Annotated in this window: 10 protein-coding genes and 1 pseudogene; 10 read left to right on the forward strand and 1 reads right to left on the reverse strand. The window is 47.8% G+C overall.

The window, feature by feature from the left end; genetic code table 11:
• Positions 1–89 precede the first annotated feature (89 nt).
• The 8 genes from XDD1_RS09020 (at position 90) to XDD1_RS09055 (ending at position 15,055) form a co-directional block, all read left to right on the forward strand.
• On the forward strand, positions 90–3,425 hold the full coding sequence (locus XDD1_RS09020) for a C-type lectin-like domain-containing protein (RefSeq protein WP_045970501.1): 3,336 nt from the start codon (positions 90–92) through the stop codon (positions 3,423–3,425).
• 42 nt (positions 3,426–3,467) lie between these two features.
• Complete coding sequence (locus XDD1_RS09025; protein WP_045968390.1) at positions 3,468–4,505, forward strand: IS630 family transposase; 1,038 nt, start codon at positions 3,468–3,470, stop codon at positions 4,503–4,505.
• Between the two features lies 1 nt (position 4,506).
• Positions 4,507–5,643 (forward strand): hypothetical protein, encoded by a 1,137-nt coding sequence (locus XDD1_RS09030; protein WP_156979654.1) that lies wholly within the window; start codon positions 4,507–4,509, stop codon positions 5,641–5,643.
• Entirely contained in the window at positions 5,636–6,910 is a 1,275-nt protein-coding gene (locus tag XDD1_RS09035) for a hypothetical protein (RefSeq protein ID WP_045970505.1), read from the forward strand. Before XDD1_RS09030 ends, XDD1_RS09035 begins: the two co-directional genes overlap by 8 nt.
• Positions 6,911–6,925: 15 nt before the next feature.
• Positions 6,926–7,582: a hypothetical protein gene (locus XDD1_RS09040; RefSeq protein WP_052705673.1), complete on the forward strand. Its 657-nt coding sequence runs from the start codon at positions 6,926–6,928 to the stop codon at positions 7,580–7,582.
• Between the two features lie 4 nt (positions 7,583–7,586).
• Positions 7,587–10,061 carry a pentapeptide repeat-containing protein gene (locus XDD1_RS09045; RefSeq protein ID WP_045970507.1) on the forward strand — a complete coding sequence of 825 codons (2,475 nt, stop codon included), beginning with the start codon at positions 7,587–7,589 and terminating at the stop codon, positions 10,059–10,061.
• Between the two features lie 64 nt (positions 10,062–10,125).
• A complete protein-coding gene (locus XDD1_RS09050; RefSeq protein ID WP_167541628.1) occupies positions 10,126–11,286 on the forward strand; it encodes a beta-ketoacyl synthase N-terminal-like domain-containing protein in 1,161 nt (386 codons plus the stop codon).
• Positions 11,261–15,055 (forward strand): SDR family NAD(P)-dependent oxidoreductase, encoded by a 3,795-nt coding sequence (locus tag XDD1_RS09055; RefSeq protein WP_045970509.1) that lies wholly within the window; start codon positions 11,261–11,263, stop codon positions 15,053–15,055. The genes XDD1_RS09050 and XDD1_RS09055 overlap by 26 nt, the downstream gene beginning before the upstream one ends.
• A gap of 55 nt (positions 15,056–15,110) precedes the next feature.
• Here the strand turns inward: XDD1_RS09055 and XDD1_RS18845 are convergent.
• Positions 15,111–15,275, reverse strand: a pseudogene (locus XDD1_RS18845) (transposase); the annotation flags it as partial.
• Positions 15,276–15,701: 426 nt separating this feature from the next.
• Between XDD1_RS18845 and XDD1_RS09060 the strand changes: the two are divergent.
• Both XDD1_RS09060 and XDD1_RS09065 read left to right on the forward strand, forming a co-directional pair.
• Positions 15,702–17,069: a diaminobutyrate--2-oxoglutarate transaminase gene (locus XDD1_RS09060; RefSeq protein WP_045970511.1), complete on the forward strand. Its 1,368-nt coding sequence runs from the start codon at positions 15,702–15,704 to the stop codon at positions 17,067–17,069.
• A 99-nt stretch (positions 17,070–17,168) separates the two neighbouring features.
• Positions 17,169–19,265, forward strand: coding sequence for a TonB-dependent receptor (locus XDD1_RS09065; RefSeq protein ID WP_045970512.1), 2,097 nt, complete (start codon positions 17,169–17,171; stop codon positions 19,263–19,265).
• Positions 19,266–19,269: the final 4 nt, after the last annotated feature.

A 19,269-nucleotide genomic window follows, 5' to 3' on the forward strand; every position in this document is an offset into this window, starting at 1 on the left:
CCTGAAAGTGGTACGGAATGTCGGTTTTATACGGTTATTGAGTATTTATTGTGATAACGAAAATAATTACTTAGAGAGATGAAATTCAAATGAAGATACATACTTTACATTTTGATTTGGCTCAAGGTCATTTACGTACCCAATCCAGCCAATTGAGTCTCTGGGTTGGTGAATATAATATACCGTTGCAAGAACATGATGAGTCAAGTTTAGCCAAAGCGGCTGGCGAGAATCCTGCAATAGATATGGTTCTGCGTTACGGTTCACACAATATTAGCCATTTCGCAGAGGTACCTGAACACTATTTTTTACCTCATCACGTTACGCTAATTAAAGTGGTTGGTGATAAATCAGGGCCTTACCGTTCCTCGTTACCGGTTCTTTACCATCTTTCTTACCATATCCCTAATGCTCATTTACGTCGTTATGCCAAACGTAACATAGAAAAATTAGCCGTAAATAATATAGCGATGGCTTTGCCGGGTAAACTGAGCGCTCTTGGTGTTAATAGCCAACATTTAGCGCGAAACCCTATTCATTGTGGCGATTTGTTGGTTGCAACTAATGAAATGAAAACACCATGGGATTTTGCTTGCTCTATTGTGTTTTCCCATCCGGAATTGTCTAACAGTCAGGCTTATGCAGCATCAATTGTCATGAATGCACATATTGCCCCACCGCAGGAAATAGATCCACTGCAATATAACCGAGTTTATGAACTGTCTATATCAATATCGAGTCAGGGACCCGCGACAGAGACAGGCGGTTTTGCCACTTATGGCCAATTGGTTGATCCTGATGGCAACAAGATGTTTTACGAATTTGACTGGGTTGGTGAAGATGGGCAGGTGATTTTCGCCGAAGGTGATCCGGTGATGCAATATAATCTATCGGATGAAACAGAGAATTATTCAGGATCGCCGGCCTCTAATGCGCTGAAAACTTCACATAATGATACCCGTTTGCAAAATCATAACTGGAGTGTCAGCCGAAGTGCGTCTCTCGACGTTACCGAATTCAAAGATCAAGCTTCAGCATTGAATGCTCCGCAAAATACCAGCCAAATTTGGACAGCCACTAACCGCACACCTAATCATGGTATGGATGTGTATCCTGACAGCATCCGTTACGATCCCGGTCAAAGCCATTTTTCCGTTGATTTTAAAAATAAATATTTACGTCAGCTTGGTGTTTATATTCAATTCTTTAAAGACACTGAGATGAAACAGCCGATCGATAATCCAACGGTTGATGGTAATTGGCCGTTTTATTTCCCTAAAGAGTTAGCGGAATTATTCGAAACGCCATCACAAAAAGCCCTTGGGGTGTTGCCTAATGTCAATACGATCATGGGAATTCCGATGCCCACTGATCCCACTAATTTTAGTTTGCCTTGGCCGGCTGAAGCTCAGGCAGCTAAATTCTTGTTTGGTGGTTTGGGAACTTCCCGTTGGGATAACCCGATTGTTTGGCCGGGTGTGATTTTAACCGGTATGTTCCAGTACGGTATTCCATCGTTGATGATGTTGGCCGGTGCCGCAGTGACCAATACTCAGTGGTATAAAGATTTTATTTCTAATAAAGATAACGTTGCCATATTAGCAGGTATTGCTTTCCCATTGATTGGCGGTGGTGCCGCTATCGGTTCAGCATTATTCAATACTAAAAAAGTGCTCACCAGTTTAGCCAGTATTACCATTGGTATTTTAGCTAAAAAAGGACTGGAAGCGTTAGCCACTTATGTGACAGCCCAGATAGCAGCCAGTGCAGCGGCTCAGGCGGTTCCTGTGGTGGGTTGGGCGTTTAGGATTGCTGCAATTGCGCTAGATTTGGCTCAGATTGCAGTGACTACAGGGGAATTGCTCTCTACGCCAGCCACTTTGGAAGTGGATATCAAGCGCCAGATGACGTTGGCTTTTACTCTGCATCCCGATCCCGCTCATGGTGAAGTGGGGCGCCCAGAAACCGCAATCTGGCCGCCGGTGGGAGTGCAGTGCCAGGTGACGGCCGAATATACCAACGGCACCTACTACACCCAGACTATTCCATTACCTACAACTGGTTCCAATACGCCGCTAATTTTTAATTTCAATTCGGTTGGTTGGGGTGGAACCCTGAAAATTAAGGCTAATGTTTATTCCGCTACTGGTTGGTTAGCGGGGAGCTACGCCAGCGAGCTGCTGAATGCGCAACCAGACGATCCTAATGAAGGCATTATGCACGTCAGTGGCAATATAAAAGAGATGTTGGTGCCTCTGACTCAGGTGACGCAATACGAATATTGGGAACAGTTGTCTTACGATAGCGATAAAAAAGAGTATCAGTGGATTGCAGGCAGTGTGCCGTTGGAAACCCAGTCTTCAACCAATTGCAGCAATGTAGGTAATAACATCTGCAAGCGGGTCAATATGACAATACTGAATTCAGATTATCAGGTGGGTTATTGCTACCAGGCTTCCGGTCAGAATATCCCACTGGAAGATCCATCAAGCCCTCCAAATAGCGGTCAGATGTATGTGTTGCAAAACATTTCCACTTTGAGCAACAACACGCTGAATGAGCGTTTGAAATTATCCGAGGTGGGTTTCAAAGTACAACCCCTGATCAGCTATAACAGTTTTGGCGAAGGGCCGGACGACAAAACCATCACTCCTTATAACTTTATTATTGACTCACGATTCGGCGAATATCACTTGCGTCGAGTGGACCTGCGCGATGGAAAACATGATTTTAGTTTGACGGATAATCCGCTGTCTTGGGGATCGTTTACGATTCCTCATCTGGATGCAATGGTGGTTCATCCGAGCGGTTATGTTGTTGCAGTCAGTTGGCAATACAGCAAGATGCAGATCCTGCCGTTGGGTGATCAGGGTTACCCGGATGCTCAAGCACCTGCGGCCCAGATTGTCTCTGGCGAGGGGATTCGACAAGGGCTCATGCATGGGCCAATTGCCCTGACTGTCACGCCAGATGGTCGCATCTTATTATTGGAAACAATCAATACCCGTATTCAGGCGTTCGATACTAAAGGGAATCCATTCCCCAGTTTTCCAGGGGCAAAACTGTTTAAACTACCTACTGCTGAGTATCAGGCAACACTGGATGCTCAGATGTTCTCTCCTGCATTACAACAAGCATTTCGTGAACAAGGGCTGACATTCTTGTTTAGTAACAGTGATCCGAGCTTTATTCATTCACTGGATGCCGGAGTGCTGGATGAGCAGATTATTGCTGCCTTTGCTGAGGACGGGATCTATCTGAGTTATAACCAGACCGTAGACGGTAATATTGACCCAGTTGGTAGCACAACGGTTGATGTGATACAGCAAGGACAGAGCTGGTTGGTATATGATCCGCAGAAACCTGCAACTTACACGCTAACTGCTCAGGGACCAACGGTATCCGTATATACCAATCGCCATTGAAGATGCTTGATTTCTTATCCAAACCCGATCATGCTTGCAATCATGAAAATTCATCTGACACCAGAACAAAAACGTGCCCTCGAATTGATGCATGATACCACTCGTGATAGTCGAGTCTGTGATCGCATCAAGGCCGTGCTTTTGGCGTCAGAGGGCTGGACAGCTCAGATGATTGCTCAGGCCTTACGTATTCATGAAACTACGGTAAGCCGTCACCTAAAAGATTTCATCGCGCAGGAAAAACTCACCCCCGAAAATGGCGGTTCTGAAAGCCATCTCTCTGCCAAACAAACCGCCGATCTGGTTGATTATTTGACGGCAAATTTGCTGCATACGACCGCTCAAATTGTGGATTATGTACGAGCTCGTTGGCAGGTGTCTTTCAGCGTGGGAGGCATGACGAAATGGCTTCACCGACAAGGTTTCAGCTACAAAAAGCCAAAGGGCGTTCCTCATAAATTCGATGCGGATAAGCAGCAACAATTTATTGATGACTACCAGTCTCTGAAAGACCGGGCAGGTCAGAATGAACCTATCCTATTTATTGATGCGGTGCATCCTTCGCAGTCCACAAAGCTCAGCTATGGTTGGATGAAAGCGGGGAAAAATCAGGTAAAAGTGGTCGAAACCACCGGCAGTCGTACCCGTCTCAATCTTCTGGGCGCCCTCAATTTACAACGAATTGAAGACACCGTGATCCGTGAATACCCGAGTATCAATGCCGAAAATATCGCGTATTTTTTCGGCGCTATTAGAGAAACTTACCCACTTTCGCAAAAAATTCATATTATTCTGGATGGGGCGGGTTACCACCGGGCAGAATTGGTGAAAGAGGTGGCATATGTCCTTAATATTGAACTGCATTACCTACCGCCTTACAGCCCAAACCTCAATCCAATAGAGCGATTGTGGAAGTATATGAATGAGCAAGTACGTAACAATGTTTATTTTCCGGATGCGAAGACATTCCGTGAAACCCTTCGTCACTTTTTTCATGTCACTTTGCCAGAAAAAGCGAAAGAACTCACGACTAGACTGACTGACAACTTTCAGATTTTAAAACCTGCATCTTCAAGTTAGATTGGTATATAACGATTTGGGTAATGTGCAGGTTATCGCTATCGGTCAAGGTGTCAAATGGCAAATTGATGATCTTGCTGGTGCCCGCTCTTGGTTGTTAACCCTTGATGTAACGAATCCGGCTGAAATTATAGTCGCTGATTATCTGTCCTACATGCCGCTGAATAAGCCAGAGGGAATAACTTATTTGGATGTGGCGGTCGAGTCTAAAGGATATATTTATGTCTTGTCATACCGTAATAAAGGACGTGATCCAACGGATTATATCCTTGATATCTATGAGCCTGACGGTAAGTTCTTGGTCACTGTCCCTGATCCGACATTAACGCCTGATCCGACTAAACGTCAGTATATTGTTGCTGCGCATCTGGTGATAGATAAATTCCGTACTCTGGTGGCGATGAATTACGGCAAGTTCCTGGGTGAAAATCAACGTACTCAACCACAGATCAGCCAGTGGACACCAACCACACCGATATTTGATTTAGGTATCGATCAATTACCGATATTCCAGCAACACGATATGGACAAAATCCGTGCAGTTTTTGCTGAGAACAAACACCCTCTTAGTCATCAGGCGACTATCGAAACTATCAATAACAATGGTTATTTCATCATTACCGATGTTGATACCCGTTATCCGGTCATTTCTACAGTAGATGGCGATAATTTGCAGATTATTTCTGTCTACAGTTTCTCGGAGAAAAATATGTTATTAAAAAGTTATAGTTCAGGATTTAAAGCGGTCTTGCAATTATTAGGTATCTTGGAGAGCGATGTAACGGAGACAGTCGTTATTCCATCTTCGTCGCAAGGCTTTTTACGGCCTGATGATCCGCAGTCACTGGCCCCATCTCATCAGTCAAACGTGTTGTCAGCAGCAGAGCTGTTGATCCTTTCTGGTATCCCCCTGGTTGAAGCGCCGATAACATTTCCGGCAACCGTTGATGTTTTTGCGATTGGAAAATTGGTGATTGCTAATGGTGAGATTTTGAAAATTAGCAGCTCAAATTCACAGCCGATTGTGGTAGCGGTAGACACGCTGGTGCTTGAACAGGGTGGACAACTGATATGTGACGCTAATGTGATCTTAAATGTGCAAACTTATACCCAAACTGAGGAGAATACCCATGAATAAAATGAAATCTGTTGACGAAACTTTGGCTATGTTGCGTGAGCATTATCATTTGACCGGCACAGAGCGGCAGCCAAAACAATTGAAAACTTCGGACTTTGATGGGCCGGTAATATTTTCTCACGATCCAAAAATGGCTACAGTGCCACCTGCGTTTTTTACTGTACAGACTATACAGGAGTTGAAGGAGCTTGGCGGGGTGCCTGACAGTGAGTATGGCCCGGGTGGAATGGAACCCCATCATCCATTACCTGAACCCTATTCAGCTGAACGGTTGGCGAATGTCACCGGTAATCATGTTGATATATGTAAAGCTTTCCGTGCTTATATCTATGGATATTCTCCTTTAGTCAAAGATTATGAGGATATTCTGAACGCTAAACGTTTTCCGATGAAAGTCGCGTTATACAGTGGTGAAGATATTGTTGTCACTGCCAGTAACCCATTGATTATTGGAAATAAATATAGCCATGGTGAACCTGTTAATTTGACGTTTAATAAGATAACGATTGAACCTGGCGGTAAGATTATTCATTTGACTCATAGCACCATTGAAGCGAACGAAATTATCATAATTAATTCCCCAAACCTCTATACAACTCCAGATGATAATGATGATAAACCACCTATTGTAGATATTGGAGGTGACGGAGGCAATGGTGGAAGCGGAAACGACGGTTCTGATGGAAGAGACGGCAGCAATGGTAGTTCTGGTAAAGATAATAAAAACTCCTGTGCAAGGGATGCTACGAACGGTACCGCTGGTGGCAGTGCCACTGATGGTGCCGGAGGAAGTGATGGCGAAAAAGGTGAGGATGCGGGTGATGTTAATTATAAAGTAGTTGTCGTTCAAGGTTTTGTGAATATGGTGACACAAGGCGGTAATGGTGGTGATGGCGGTAACGGTGGTAATGGTGGTAATGGTGGAAAAGGGGGAAATGGCGGTGCTTCTACCAGCGAATGTAGGGCTGGTAATGGCGGTAATGGTGGTAATGGCGGCAACGGTGGTAGAAGTGGTAATGGTGGTAATGCGGGCGCTGGCGGTAACATCTATTTTACTTATCAGGAAGGGAGTGCGACGTTCGGGGCTAAGGCGATTGGCGGTACCGGTGGTAAAGGCGGCAATGGTGGTTCTGGGGGAGCTGGTGGTGGTGGTGGTGCGGGTTATATCGGTGGTACCCCAGGTAAGGGTGGTTCATCGGGGACCACAGGAGCTGCCGGAAAAGCTGGTGCTGTAGGTTCAATTTATGTCAACGGTAAAAAACAATAACCGCAAGGAGGAGTTATGGTCGCAGATATTCAAATTTTGGGGACTAACGGTGTGAATGTTGCCGATGGAGCCAATGGCGCTGATGGTCAACGGGGTGCTGATGGTCAGAATGCTTCTCGTCGTAAGCCACCCACTGCCGGTAGCCCTGGTGGCGATGGTCAATCTGGCCAGAATGGCTTGGATGGTCAATCCGGTTCTAGCTGGTGGTTCGCCCTGCGTTGTACCCGTTTTGACGTACAGAGTGTCGCACGGATTAGCAATAATGGCGGTAATGGCGGTAATGGCGGCATAGCAGGTTACGGTGGCAATGGGGGGGATGGCGGTAATGGTGGCCGTGGTAATTCGTCATCGTCAGGCAAGCCGGGGGGTATCGGCGGTAACGGTGGCAATGGGGGTAATGGCGGCAATGGGGGGGATGGCGGCGATGGCGGTAATGTTTGGGTTAGATATAACCAAACTAGCTTACCAAAACCGGTATCTGCCACGTCTAATGGCGGGAATGGAGGACTCGGTCAGCCCGGTGGTGTAGGAGGGATCGCCGGGCGCGGTGGGGTAAATGGAGATGGTTCACATGCACCCGATGGAGAATATGGTATTGGAGGGATTAGCGCCAGCGGTGGTCAGGCTGGGAGGGCTGGGAAGGTTTCTGTAAATCACTTGCTGCGAGGATAATGACATGAGCGAATCCAGATCTTTTGCTGGCAAATGGCAATTTGCAGCGGCTTCTGGCCAACTGATTACTGTTCAGGCGGATGGTACGCTTAGCCTGTCAGCCAAGCAATCAGGGGCGATAAATCAAATGATTAATGCTTATGGCGTTACTGGCTTTTGGTTACAGGCGGGCAATGGTCGATATTTGGCTGCGAGCGGTAATACTCCTCAAGCTAATCAACCGCGCGATGGTACGGTTGCTGAGATCCGGTTGGAAGAGGTAGGAGGATCTGGATTTCGCCTGCGCCGTATCAGTAATGGTGGTGACAGCTATTTGGTGGTGCAACAATCAGGGCTGATTTGGCAGGCAGTCACTAGCAGTCCGCCTCTGTCAGCCCAATTTACTCGTACCGTCGTGACAAAAAGCCTGGAATATCTCAAAGACTGGGGAGCCATGGGTGCCGATCTACGTTTTGCCTATCTCGCCGAAGAGAATTTGAATGAAATGGTGATGATGGCTGTCGATTTGTCCAATGCCGATCTGCGTGGTTCGACATTGCTTGGCGCTGATTTAACTAATGTCAAAGTTGATGATTGCAATTTTAGCAGTTGTGATTTAAGTAAGACTGATCTAACGCATGTTCATGGTAAAAATGCGCTTTTTGAAAAGTGTATCGTGGGTAGCGATACCAATATGCCTGATGCTGAGCTACCGAACGCCATTTTCCGTGGCTGTAAGAGCAGTGGTGGTCAGCCGGTATTGAATCGTCTAAAAGCGCCCGGGGCAAATTTCTCTGGTGCGTTGTTACCTTCAGTGATCATGGAGAATGCTGATTTATCGCAGGCGAATCTGGTTAATGTTGATCTAAGCGGTGCCAGTCTGGCTTCCTGCAATTTTACCGGGGCGATTATGACGCTGGTAAATTTACAAAATACCACTTTGCAGACTTCGAATTTTAGTCAAGCCACGTTAGTCGGGACGGATTTTACCGGGGCGAATATCAATCATGTTAATTTCAGTGGCGCTAATCTGACCAACGCCCGGTTATCGTTAACCACCGGTTATAGTCAGCTTAACCTTAGCGACAGTACCTTATTAGCAACGGTGCTGACAGGGATGGATCTGGTCGATGCCACGATTACCGCTAAAACCAATTTTACTCAAGCACAGATGGATGGGGTCAATCTGAGTAAGCAGAAGTTGGATCAGGTCGTATTCCTGATGGCGTCAATGAAGAAGGTCAATCTGGATTATACATCACTGAATGGCGCCGTTCTGGTCGGCGCTAATCTGGCTGGTGCCACTGTTTTGGGTAATGTCTCTTTGGTTGGTGCGAATTTGTCTAATGCTAGTCTGGAGAATATTAATTTAACTGGCGCTCAATTTGGCGCTTTATCCACAGTGGCGCATTTGGATGAAACCGATGCTCAATCGCTGGATAATCAGCAACTGCCTGAACAATTATATCAAATGCTGTATCAGGGAAAGATGTTGATCAACGGTCAGGCAGAGGTGTTGGTTCGTCAGCCGGGCCAAAACTGGTTGGTTGAACATGAGGGTAGACCGCTATTTATCCATCGTCAGGATGAGCAATTAGACGTTGCTCAAGACAATGGTGGTAACGCGGCAATTCTTGCCAACACATTTATGCCTAATGCTATCCTGACGGGCGCTAATCTGTATGCGGTTGATATGTCCGGCGCTCATTGGTACGGCAGCAACGCCAGAGCCAATAACGCCAATCTGGAGCAAGTCAACTTGTCGAAGGCTAACTTAGCGACCATGGATTTCACTCAGGCACGGTTATATGGTGCAAATTTGGCCTATGCTAATCTGGTGAATACCAACTTCAGTAAGGCAATGTTGGAACCAACTCAAGGTCTTAAACCGGCATCTCTGGCCTTTGCTTCAATTCAAGGCACTATTTTCACTGAAGCTAAATTGACTGGCGCTAATCTGACTAATGGCGCGGTAGCTTTGCCGTTTGAGGAAGCAGGCAAGAAGCTGACAGGTGTGCCTTTATTCAGTGCGGCGCTTGAGTTGGTGAGTTCATTAGATAGTGGCGTGATATCAAAGGAATTGCGGCAGGTATTTACTGATAATGGCTATAACCTGTTGCCTAATGCCAAAATCATCGAAAAACAAAAAGATCAATATTGGATTATCTCTAACCAGCCGCAGGACACCGATCTGAGTTACCGAGGATATTGTAACTTTGTTGTGATTCGGGTGAGCGAGGTCGGCAATAACCATCTGCAAGTTTGTGGTGGATCGCCATTACGTATCATCCGGGTTGCGGCTGACAATACATTACAACCGATTAATGTTGCTTTTGGGGTGACAATTGATATCACTCAGGCGATGGATGATGCCACCACCTGCCCAAGTGGTTTGCGTTATCAGTTACTCAATACGGGTATTAGTTATCAATCATTGATGACACCGGGATTACCACCTCATCCACCGAGATGTATTCCCAGCCCAACGACTTGGTGTTGACATGTAATAACAATGATCTGGCAAACGACTAATCGGAGTAAAGAATACCACTATGGATATCAATATGATGAGAAACGAAAATATGCCGATTGCTGTTATCGGCATGGGTTGCCGTTTTCCGGGGGGTGTTAGCTCCCCAGAGGAATTCTGGCAGTTGTTATGTGGTTCAAGTGACGCGATTACCCCAGTTCCCCCTGAACGTTGGTCAACTCAGGCTTATAGTTCCCAGGATCGCAATTTACCAGGGAGAATGGTAGCGCGAGAAGGCGGATTTATCGCTGATGTTGCTGGTTTTGATGCGGCTGTGTTTGATATCAGTAATACAGAAGCACCTTTTCTCGATCCACAGCATCGTCTGATGTTGCAGGTGACATGGGAAACGCTGGAACGGGCGAGAATAGCGCCAAAGTCGTTGGCGGGTCAGGCGGTTGGTGTTTATATCGGCGCTTTCACTCATGATTATATGCACTTGCAATTTACTGACTTGCGTCAGGCTACCGGTTATACCTCAACTGGTGCGATGGGAACCATGTTGTCGAATCGGATATCCCATGTGTTTGATTTTCGAGGTCCGTCTCTGACTATTGATAGCGCCTGTTCATCGTCCCTGTTGGCGGTACATTTGGCTTGTGAAAGTTTACGGCGTGGAGAATCACAACTGGCGCTAGCGGGTGGCAGCCAGTTAATGCTGATACCTGATTTTTCGGTAGTGGAAAGTCGTACCGGTTTTCTATCTCTCACCAACCGCTGTCATAGCTTTTCGGCTAATGCTGATGGTTATGTGCGTAGTGAAGGGGTAGGCGCTGTTTTGCTGAAACCGTTAAATGCAGCTTTACAGGATGGCGATCCCGTTCTGGCGGTAATCCACGGTTCGGCAGCAAATCAAGATGGTCATACTCCCACGATTACCCAGCCAAGTAGTGCGGCACAACAACGAGTAATTCGGATGGCCTGTGCTCAGGCGGGGATTTCTCCAGCAGAGATTGATTATATTGAAGCTCATGGTACTGGGACCGCGGTAGGCGATCCGATAGAAGCAGAAGCACTGGGGCTGGTGTGTCGTCCAGATCCGACAGTTCGCCCATTACTGATCGGTGCGTGTAAATCCGTGATTGGTCATACGGAAGCCGCGGCAGGTATTGCTGGATTAATTAAAGCGGTATTGTGTATACAACGAGGGCAAGTGCCGGGCAATTTACATGCTGCCATTGTCTGCGCAATCTGAGTTTTCTCTGAAGCAACAAGCGCAGTGCATTGCTGATTTGCTGCAACGGCAGCCGGAGATTGCCCTTGATGATTTATGCTATAGCCTAGCGACGACTCGTCACCGCTTTCCGTTACGTAAGGGGGTAACATTCAGTAACCGAGAACAGTTACAGCAGCAGTTGACTAATCTGAATGTGTCGCCGAAGCAGAATCATAAAAAAGTTGATCGTCTGGCTTGGATATTTGCTGGTATTGGCAGTGAAGATTGGAAAGATGCTATAGCTTGGTTTCAGCAATTTCCCGAGTTTACGGAACAATTCGAGCGTTGTGAGGCAATTTGGACGGGATTTTCTGCACCTTCCTTATATGCGGCATTGATCTCTGCCGATGAATTGACAGAACCGCCAATGCAGTTTGCCGTGCAGATATCAATGGCTGCGCAGTTGCAGAAGTGGGGATTCAAACCAGCAGCATTACTTGGTCATAGTTCCGGTGAAATGGCGGCTTGTTATCTGGCGGGAATTTACGATCTGACGCAGGCGCTGACACTTTTACATCAACGTTATCATTATCTGCAACGTGTACTAAATAAAGGCGGTGGATTATTAATCGTAGCAGCGACAGTTGAGCAGATATTACCTCATTTGTCAGCTCCCGGTGTCGAGCCTGCCGTGGTGATAGCCGGGCGTAATAGTATCGACCGTTGCTTATTGTCCGGGCCTATAAGTGAATTAACCGCGGTTGCTGAGCGCTTAAAGCAGCAGCGTATCGCCAGTGGTTGGCTCAATTATAGAATTGCTTCTCATTCCCATTATATAGAGTCAATCAGGGCTGGGTTGACTGCGGATGCGGCAACCGTTCCCGCGGCAGAGCCTTTGTTGCCAGTGTTTTCATCAGTCACCGGGGAATTGATTAATGGGAAGTTGAGTCCCGAGCATTGGGCTGACAATGTCGTCTCGCCATTCCGTTTTGACGATGCGGTAGAAAACATGCTCAAAGCAGGTTTCCACCATTTTCTGGAAATTTCACCTAAATCCCTACTGAGTGCAGGATTAAAGGATTGGAGCCAGCCTTATCGAGGACAGGTGTTTGCTTGTCGCTCAGGGCAGAACTGGCCACAACTGTTAGGACAGCTGTTTGAAGCTGGGGTTGAACCGGACTGGCGGACTCTGATGCCTACCGCTTGCCCAATTGATCTACCCACTTACTCCTGGCATCAGCAATCTCATTGGTATGAGCCAGAGATTAGCCGTCGCCGCCGATTACGTATATTGAGCGGTGTATTATTGGGCGAAGTTCAACCGGGCAGCGAGAGTTGGCAAGCTGAGTTGGCTGTAGAACAAGTGCCTTGGTTACTCGATCATGTTGTCATGGGAAATGCAATGTTTCCGGCTGCGGGCTATATTGAAATCATGTTGGCGGCGGCTCGTATCTGTTTTCCTGACGTTGGATTAGCGCTTGATAATATTGTGTTGCAATCGGCTTTACTGCTAGAGCCAGGCATAGAATTCAGGTTAAAGACACAGCTAGATCGCCAGCGAATGGAAGTGCAAGTACACATTACCCGTAATCTGGATGAGAGTGTACATTACCAACTTGCAGCCAGTGCACAGGTGAACATCGTTGTACCGGGTGCTACTGCTTGTGCTATTCCTCCATTAGCGGTAAATGATCGCTATCCTTGCATGTGGAACCAAGAGATGTTGTATCAGGCATTTCAACATCTGCATTTCAGTTATAGTGGTGTTTTTTGTACTCTGCGCCATGCGTTTGTTGGTAAAGAAGAAACAATCTGTGAGATTGAATTACCACCTGCACCGGAGGGAATGAATTTTCACCCAGCGGCTTTGGATGGCATCTTCCAATCATTGTTGGCGATTCAGTCTGCTGATATTCACGCGCCAATTCCTGCCAACGAGTTCCGTATCCCGGTCAGTATTCAGCATTTGCGTATCAATGGTAAATTGTCAGGTCGGGTTCATGCCCATGCCCGAAATACTAAGCAGACACAACAACAATGGCTTGGTGATATTGACGTCTATACTGATAGCGGTATGTTGCTTTGTCAGATCAGCGGGTTTTGCGTTCAGCTTGTTGGTAATAGAAAAAACAGCTTGTCTGCCAAACTGCATAATTTGGTTGTCGGCCAACCACAGTGGCGTAAACTGCCCGCTCAGCCATCAACAGAGTCTGTGACGCAATGGGCTATCCTTGGGGGTGAAAATGCTCTGGCAGAAGAGTTAGTTGATGAGTTGCAACGCCGTGGTGGGTGCGCCTCGTTGTATTCTGGTCTGCCTGACAGTTATCAGAAAATTCAAGAATTAGTTGATACTCTTCCTGTTGAAACCGAAAGGATCCTGATCCTCTGGCCGTTGCAGGCTCCGCAGATGGCTTATCATTCGTTGATCCATTTGTGTGCGGCGCTGGCCGAACGGTCGATAAAACCCCGTTTGTGGATAGTGACTCAATGTGCTCATCAAATCACTGAGCAGGATCAGCCCGATCCATTTGCCGCCGCATTATGGGGAATGATGCGCGTTATTGGTCAACAGGAAGCAACTGCATTATGGGGTGGATTACTGGATATTGACAGTACCACGGCTCCAGCCAAATGGTGGGGCGCGCTATTGATAGATGATGGCGAGGATCAATTAGCTCTGCGCCATGATCAGCGTTATGTGCTACGCCTTGTGCCATTACCTGAAATGCCCGCGTTACCACCAGTGCGTTTTCGTCCAGATGGCTGCTATCTGCTGACTGGTGCTTTTGGTGATATGGGGCGTCAATTGATCCCCTGGATGGTACAGCATGGTGCTCGACATTTGTTATTGATCGGGCGTCGTCGTGCCCTTGATATGGCTGATCAAGAGTTATTGAAAATGCTACATCAACAAGGGATCGAGGCTAATTATCTGCGAGTTGATCTCGGTGATGTGGAAAAGACCCACATTTGTTTGGCTGAGTATCGACAACAAGCCAGCCAGCCGCTGCGTGGGGTGATTCATTGCGCTGCGCATGTTGAAGATCAGGGATATCGTGAACTCAGCCCCGAGGCGTTTGATAGAGTATTTGCCGCTAAAGCATTAGCTGCCTGGACATTGCATCAAGCGTTGGCTGATGCACCTTTAGAGCATTTTGTTATGTTTTCCTCGTTGGGGGCATTATTGGCTTTACCGGGTATGGCATCTTACGCAGCGGCTAACGCTATGTTGGATAGTCTGGCCTGTTTACGGCGTCAGCAAGGTTTACCTGCGTTAAGCCTTAATTGGGGGCCATGGGAAGCGGGGATCGCTTTGCGGGATAGTCGAACGCTGCCAATACTGGAAAATAGTGGCTTACAGCCATTTGGTTCAGAGGAAGGATTAGCTGTTTTAGAGCGTTTGTTTGCTCGGATTGAGCCGCAACTGGTGCCGTTCTTGACGAATTGGTCAAATTTACTGTCCAGCCAGATGCGTCACCTACCGCTATTGCGTGATATTCAGCAAGAAAATGTGGTTCAGACTTTACCCATAGAAGCGGCGCTTGCAGTGAGTGATCTGGACGATGTCGTTAGCTTGCTACAAACCTTTTGCGGTGAGATTGTTGGGACGTCAACAGAAGTATTTCATCCCGATCTACCTTTGACTAACAATGGTATTGATTCATTGAATGGTTTAATGTTGGTGCAAAAAATCAACAAACACTTACGTTTGGATATTCCACTGGAATTGTTGTTAAGTGATAAGCCGCTGGCTGAACTTGCATCATTAATTACATATCGATTGCAAGTTAAGGCAATTGCGAAGTAGGAATAATCTTCGAATTGTTTAAGAACAGCTAGGGCGTGTTGATGTTTTGTGTCCATCAATCAACCCACATTGGTAACCAGATAATAATAAATGCCAGTGCTAACATGCTGGCATAGTTTCGTTCTAATTTATCGTATCTCGTTGCTATAGCACGAAAATGTTTGATTTTGGCAAATGCGTTTTCCACTAAATGGCGGTAACAATATAACCCTTTGTCTATACGTTGGTCTGATTTTCGGCTGTTGTTTCGATAGGGAACCTCCTGAGCGGTTGATCTCTCAGATAATGGATAGGTTAATCCTACCGGGCACAGCAAAATTCTCCCCCGCAATACATAAGATTAAAGCATCCATTTCTCCTGGCGGATAATGCTTCACGGTGCCGGGGGCTGGTTTTCCTCATATTAAGCCATTCCTTTCCCTCCGTAAAAAAATCCTGGCCTTTTATGAAACATCTTCCAGACTTTGATTACATTTAAATTCATTTTTTAACAATGTGTTATGTGTTTTATGGGAATGTTTTTCTTCATGGTTATGATGATTGTGGGCAAAAAAGGAGAAATTAAGGGGTTTGTTATTGCCAGTTATTATGATAATAGTAATTATTATCATTTGTAATTGTAACATTTGGAAACGGAGGTGCTGTTTTGTGTGAACAAACATGGTTACCTGCTACTCCCCGGAATGCGCATTACCTCTCTCGTCAGGAACAGTTTGAATCTAATGTTCGCAGTTATCCCCGCAAGCTCCCTCTGGCTATAGCCAGCGCTCATGGCGTCTGGGTAACAGATGTGGAGGGGAAGACGTACCTTGATTGCCTGGCGGGCGCAGGCACGCTGGCGTTAGGGCACAACCATGAAGCTGTTACTGGCAGTCTTCGTCAGTTCCTTGACTCAGGTCTGCCCATGCACACGCTTGACCTCACCACGCCACTAAAAGATGCCTTCAGTGAAGCCGTTCTGGCGTTGTTGCCCGGTGGTGGTCAGGATTACTGCCTACAGTTCTGTGGTCCATCCGGTGCTGATGCGGTGGAGGCAGCCATCAAACTGGCCAAAACGGCCACAGGCCGCTCCGGCATCATCAGCTTTTCCGGCGGTTATCACGGTATGACTCACGGTGCGCTGTCCGCTACGGGTAATACCGGGCCAAAAGATCCTGTACCGGGACTGATGCCCGGCGTGCAGTTTCTGCCTTATCCCCATGAATATCGTTGCCCGCTGGGCATTGGCGGAGAGGCCGGGATACAGGCCCTGTCACAGTATTTCTTGCGCTTTATAGAAGATGTGGAAAGTGGTGTTTCCCGTCCGGCTGCGGTGATCCTTGAAGCGGTTCAGGGAGAAGGTGGTGTCAACCCGGCACCCGTTTCCTGGCTTCGTGCCATCCGGGAGGTCACGCGCAGACACGGTATCCTTCTCATCACGGATGAAGTCCAGTGCGGCTTTGCCCGGACCGGAAAAATGTTCGCTTACGAATATGCCGGTATTGAACCTGACATCATCGTCATGTCAAAAGCGGTGGGGGGCGGGTTGCCCATGGCATTACTTGGGATCCGGCGAGCTATCGATGCATGGCAGCCGGGAGCACATACCGGTACGTTCCGTGGCAATCAGATGGCGATGGCGACCGGTCTGGCAACGCTCGGTATCCTGACTCAAACGGGCTTCTGTGAACAGGTTGCAGAACGCGGAGAATGGTTCAGACAACAACTGAGCTTGCTTTCAGATCAGTATCCGGCTCTGGCACAGGTGAGAGGGCGGGGGTTGATGCTGGGGATTGAAATCGTGGATGAGCGCGGGACCGCCGATCATCTGGGGTGTTACCCCGGTGATGCTTCGCTTGCTGCAGCCATCCAGCAGCACTGCTTCCTTCAGGGGTTATTGTTGGAACGTGGAGGACGTTCAGGGAATGTCGTTCGTTTTCTCCCTCCATTAATTATCAGCGAAGAGGAATGCCGGGTGGCGGTTGAGCGTTTTCGCTCTGCCGTGGGATGTACCTGTGCGCAATACCGTCAGTAAACACACAGCTTCTCTGCCTGCCTAGCAGGCAGTTAAAACACGTAAAAAACACACAACATAGCCGGAACGGTTAAATCAACAATAATGAGGATAGCAGGTATGAAGGTCAGGTCGTTGTATTCTTTGCTCCCTTTGCTGATGACCAGTCCGCTGTATGCAGTGGAGTCCACCGGGGGCGACGATACCATGGTGGTCAGTGCCAGTCGTACTGACACTGAGCAAAAAGATTCTCCGCAGTCGGTAACGATTATCACGAAAGAGCAGATTGCACAGCAGAGGCAGATAACGTCTGACACATCACAAATCCTCAGTAATCTGGTGCCTTCATTTACACCGAATCGCTATAAAATGAGTGGCAGTGGCGAGACACTACGCGGACATGTACCGCTGGTGATGATTGATGGTATTCCACAGTCAACCCCCCTGCGCCCTACCGGGCGTGAGATGCATACCATTGACTCTTCAATGATCGAGCGTATTGAGGTGATCCGCGGCGCCAATGCCAGTAACGGTATCGGTGCTTCAGGTGGGGTCATTAATATCATAACCAAACGGTCTGTTCCGGGATCATTCAACCAGCATTTCAGTGTGGAAGCGACATCTCCCACGTCACATATGGAAGGGGATACCATGAACTATAAGACTTCCTACAGCCTGGATGGTGGCGGTGAGTATCTTGACTATCTGTTCGCGGTCAGTTACGAGGACCAGGGATTGTATAAAGATGCGAACAACAGGCCGATCGGGGTGGACAACACTCAGGGGGACCTGATGGATTCACGCGCCTACGATATCCTGGGGAAAGTCGGTTACTGGCTGGACAATGACCAGCGCGTTCAGCTGAGCGTCAATCGCTACCAAATCAGAAACAAGAACAACTATGTCAGCGTCACTGGTGACCGTGAAAATGGCATTCCCACCACGTCGGAAAAAGGAACACCGGAAGGCAAGGCTCCGCATAACAGTGTATGGACGCTGGGAGCCACCTACGACAACTACAACCTGGACGGAATGAAGTTTAATGCGTTGGCTTTCTATCAGCATTACAAAGCGCTGTTCGGCGCGACAAACTCGGGCAGCTTCCAGGATCCGTCAATCGCTCCGGTGGGAACGCTCTACGACCAGTCCCGGGCATATACCACCAAATACGGCACCAAAATGGCTCTGACGAAGGATGATCTCTGGGACGATTATCTCAAGGTCACCCTGGGTTTTGACACCCTGTTTGATAACTCGAAGCAGGATTTGTGGGGCACCGGGCGCACTTATGTACCGGAAGTGAACTATACCGACCTGTCGCCGTTTGTTCAGCTTGAGGTGAAACCGGTTGATTCCCTGAAACTGACCGGCGGTGTGCGGTATGAGTATGCAAAGCTGAATATCGACAGCTATCAGGCGCTGTATCGTAACGGCGGTTATACCGTTGAAGGGGGTAAACCAAGTTTTGATAAAACCCTTTATAACGTGGGAGCGGTATGGACGCCCGTAGAACCACTGAGTCTCTTTGCCAGCTATTCAGAAGGGTTTTCCGTCCCCGACGTTGGCCGTGTGTTACGTACCATCAATCAGCCTGACATGCGTATCGATAACTTCCTGAGCCTGCAGCCCATTATCACTAAAAACACCGAAGTTGGATTCCGGGTAGAAAAACAGCCGTTTGATTTTGAAATGAGCTACTACCGTTCTACCTCGAAGCTGGGCAGCCGCGTTGAGCGATCAGGGGATGTGTTTGTTGCCCGTCGTGAACGAACAGAGATTGATGGTATTGAGGCATCCGTGGGGTATGCCGTGAATAAGGATCATAAGCTCAACCTGAGTTACTCGCATATGCGTGGACGCTATGACAGCGATCAGAACGGCAGCCTCGATTCAAAACTGGACGGACTGAATGTCGCGCCGGACTGCATTATTGCCAGTTGGTCGGCAAACTGGACACCGGAGCTGTCCTCCTTTATCCAGGCCAACTGGGCGCTGGGGCAGGATTTCGACGATCCGGAGATGGACTTCAGTGGATATGCCCTGGTGGACGCCGCTGTCGGGTATAAGCTGCCACGCGGCCAGCTTAATCTCGGGATTTCGAACCTGCTGGACAAACAATATATCACCTACTATTCCCAGAGTGCTCTGGTCGAACCGGATCGGTATTTTGCCGGTCGCGGCCGGACGGTGACGCTGGGATACCGTATTGATTTTTAAAAGT

The organism is Xenorhabdus doucetiae (genome assembly GCF_000968195.1).
Taxonomy (GTDB): Bacteria; Pseudomonadota; Gammaproteobacteria; order Enterobacterales; family Enterobacteriaceae; genus Xenorhabdus; species Xenorhabdus doucetiae.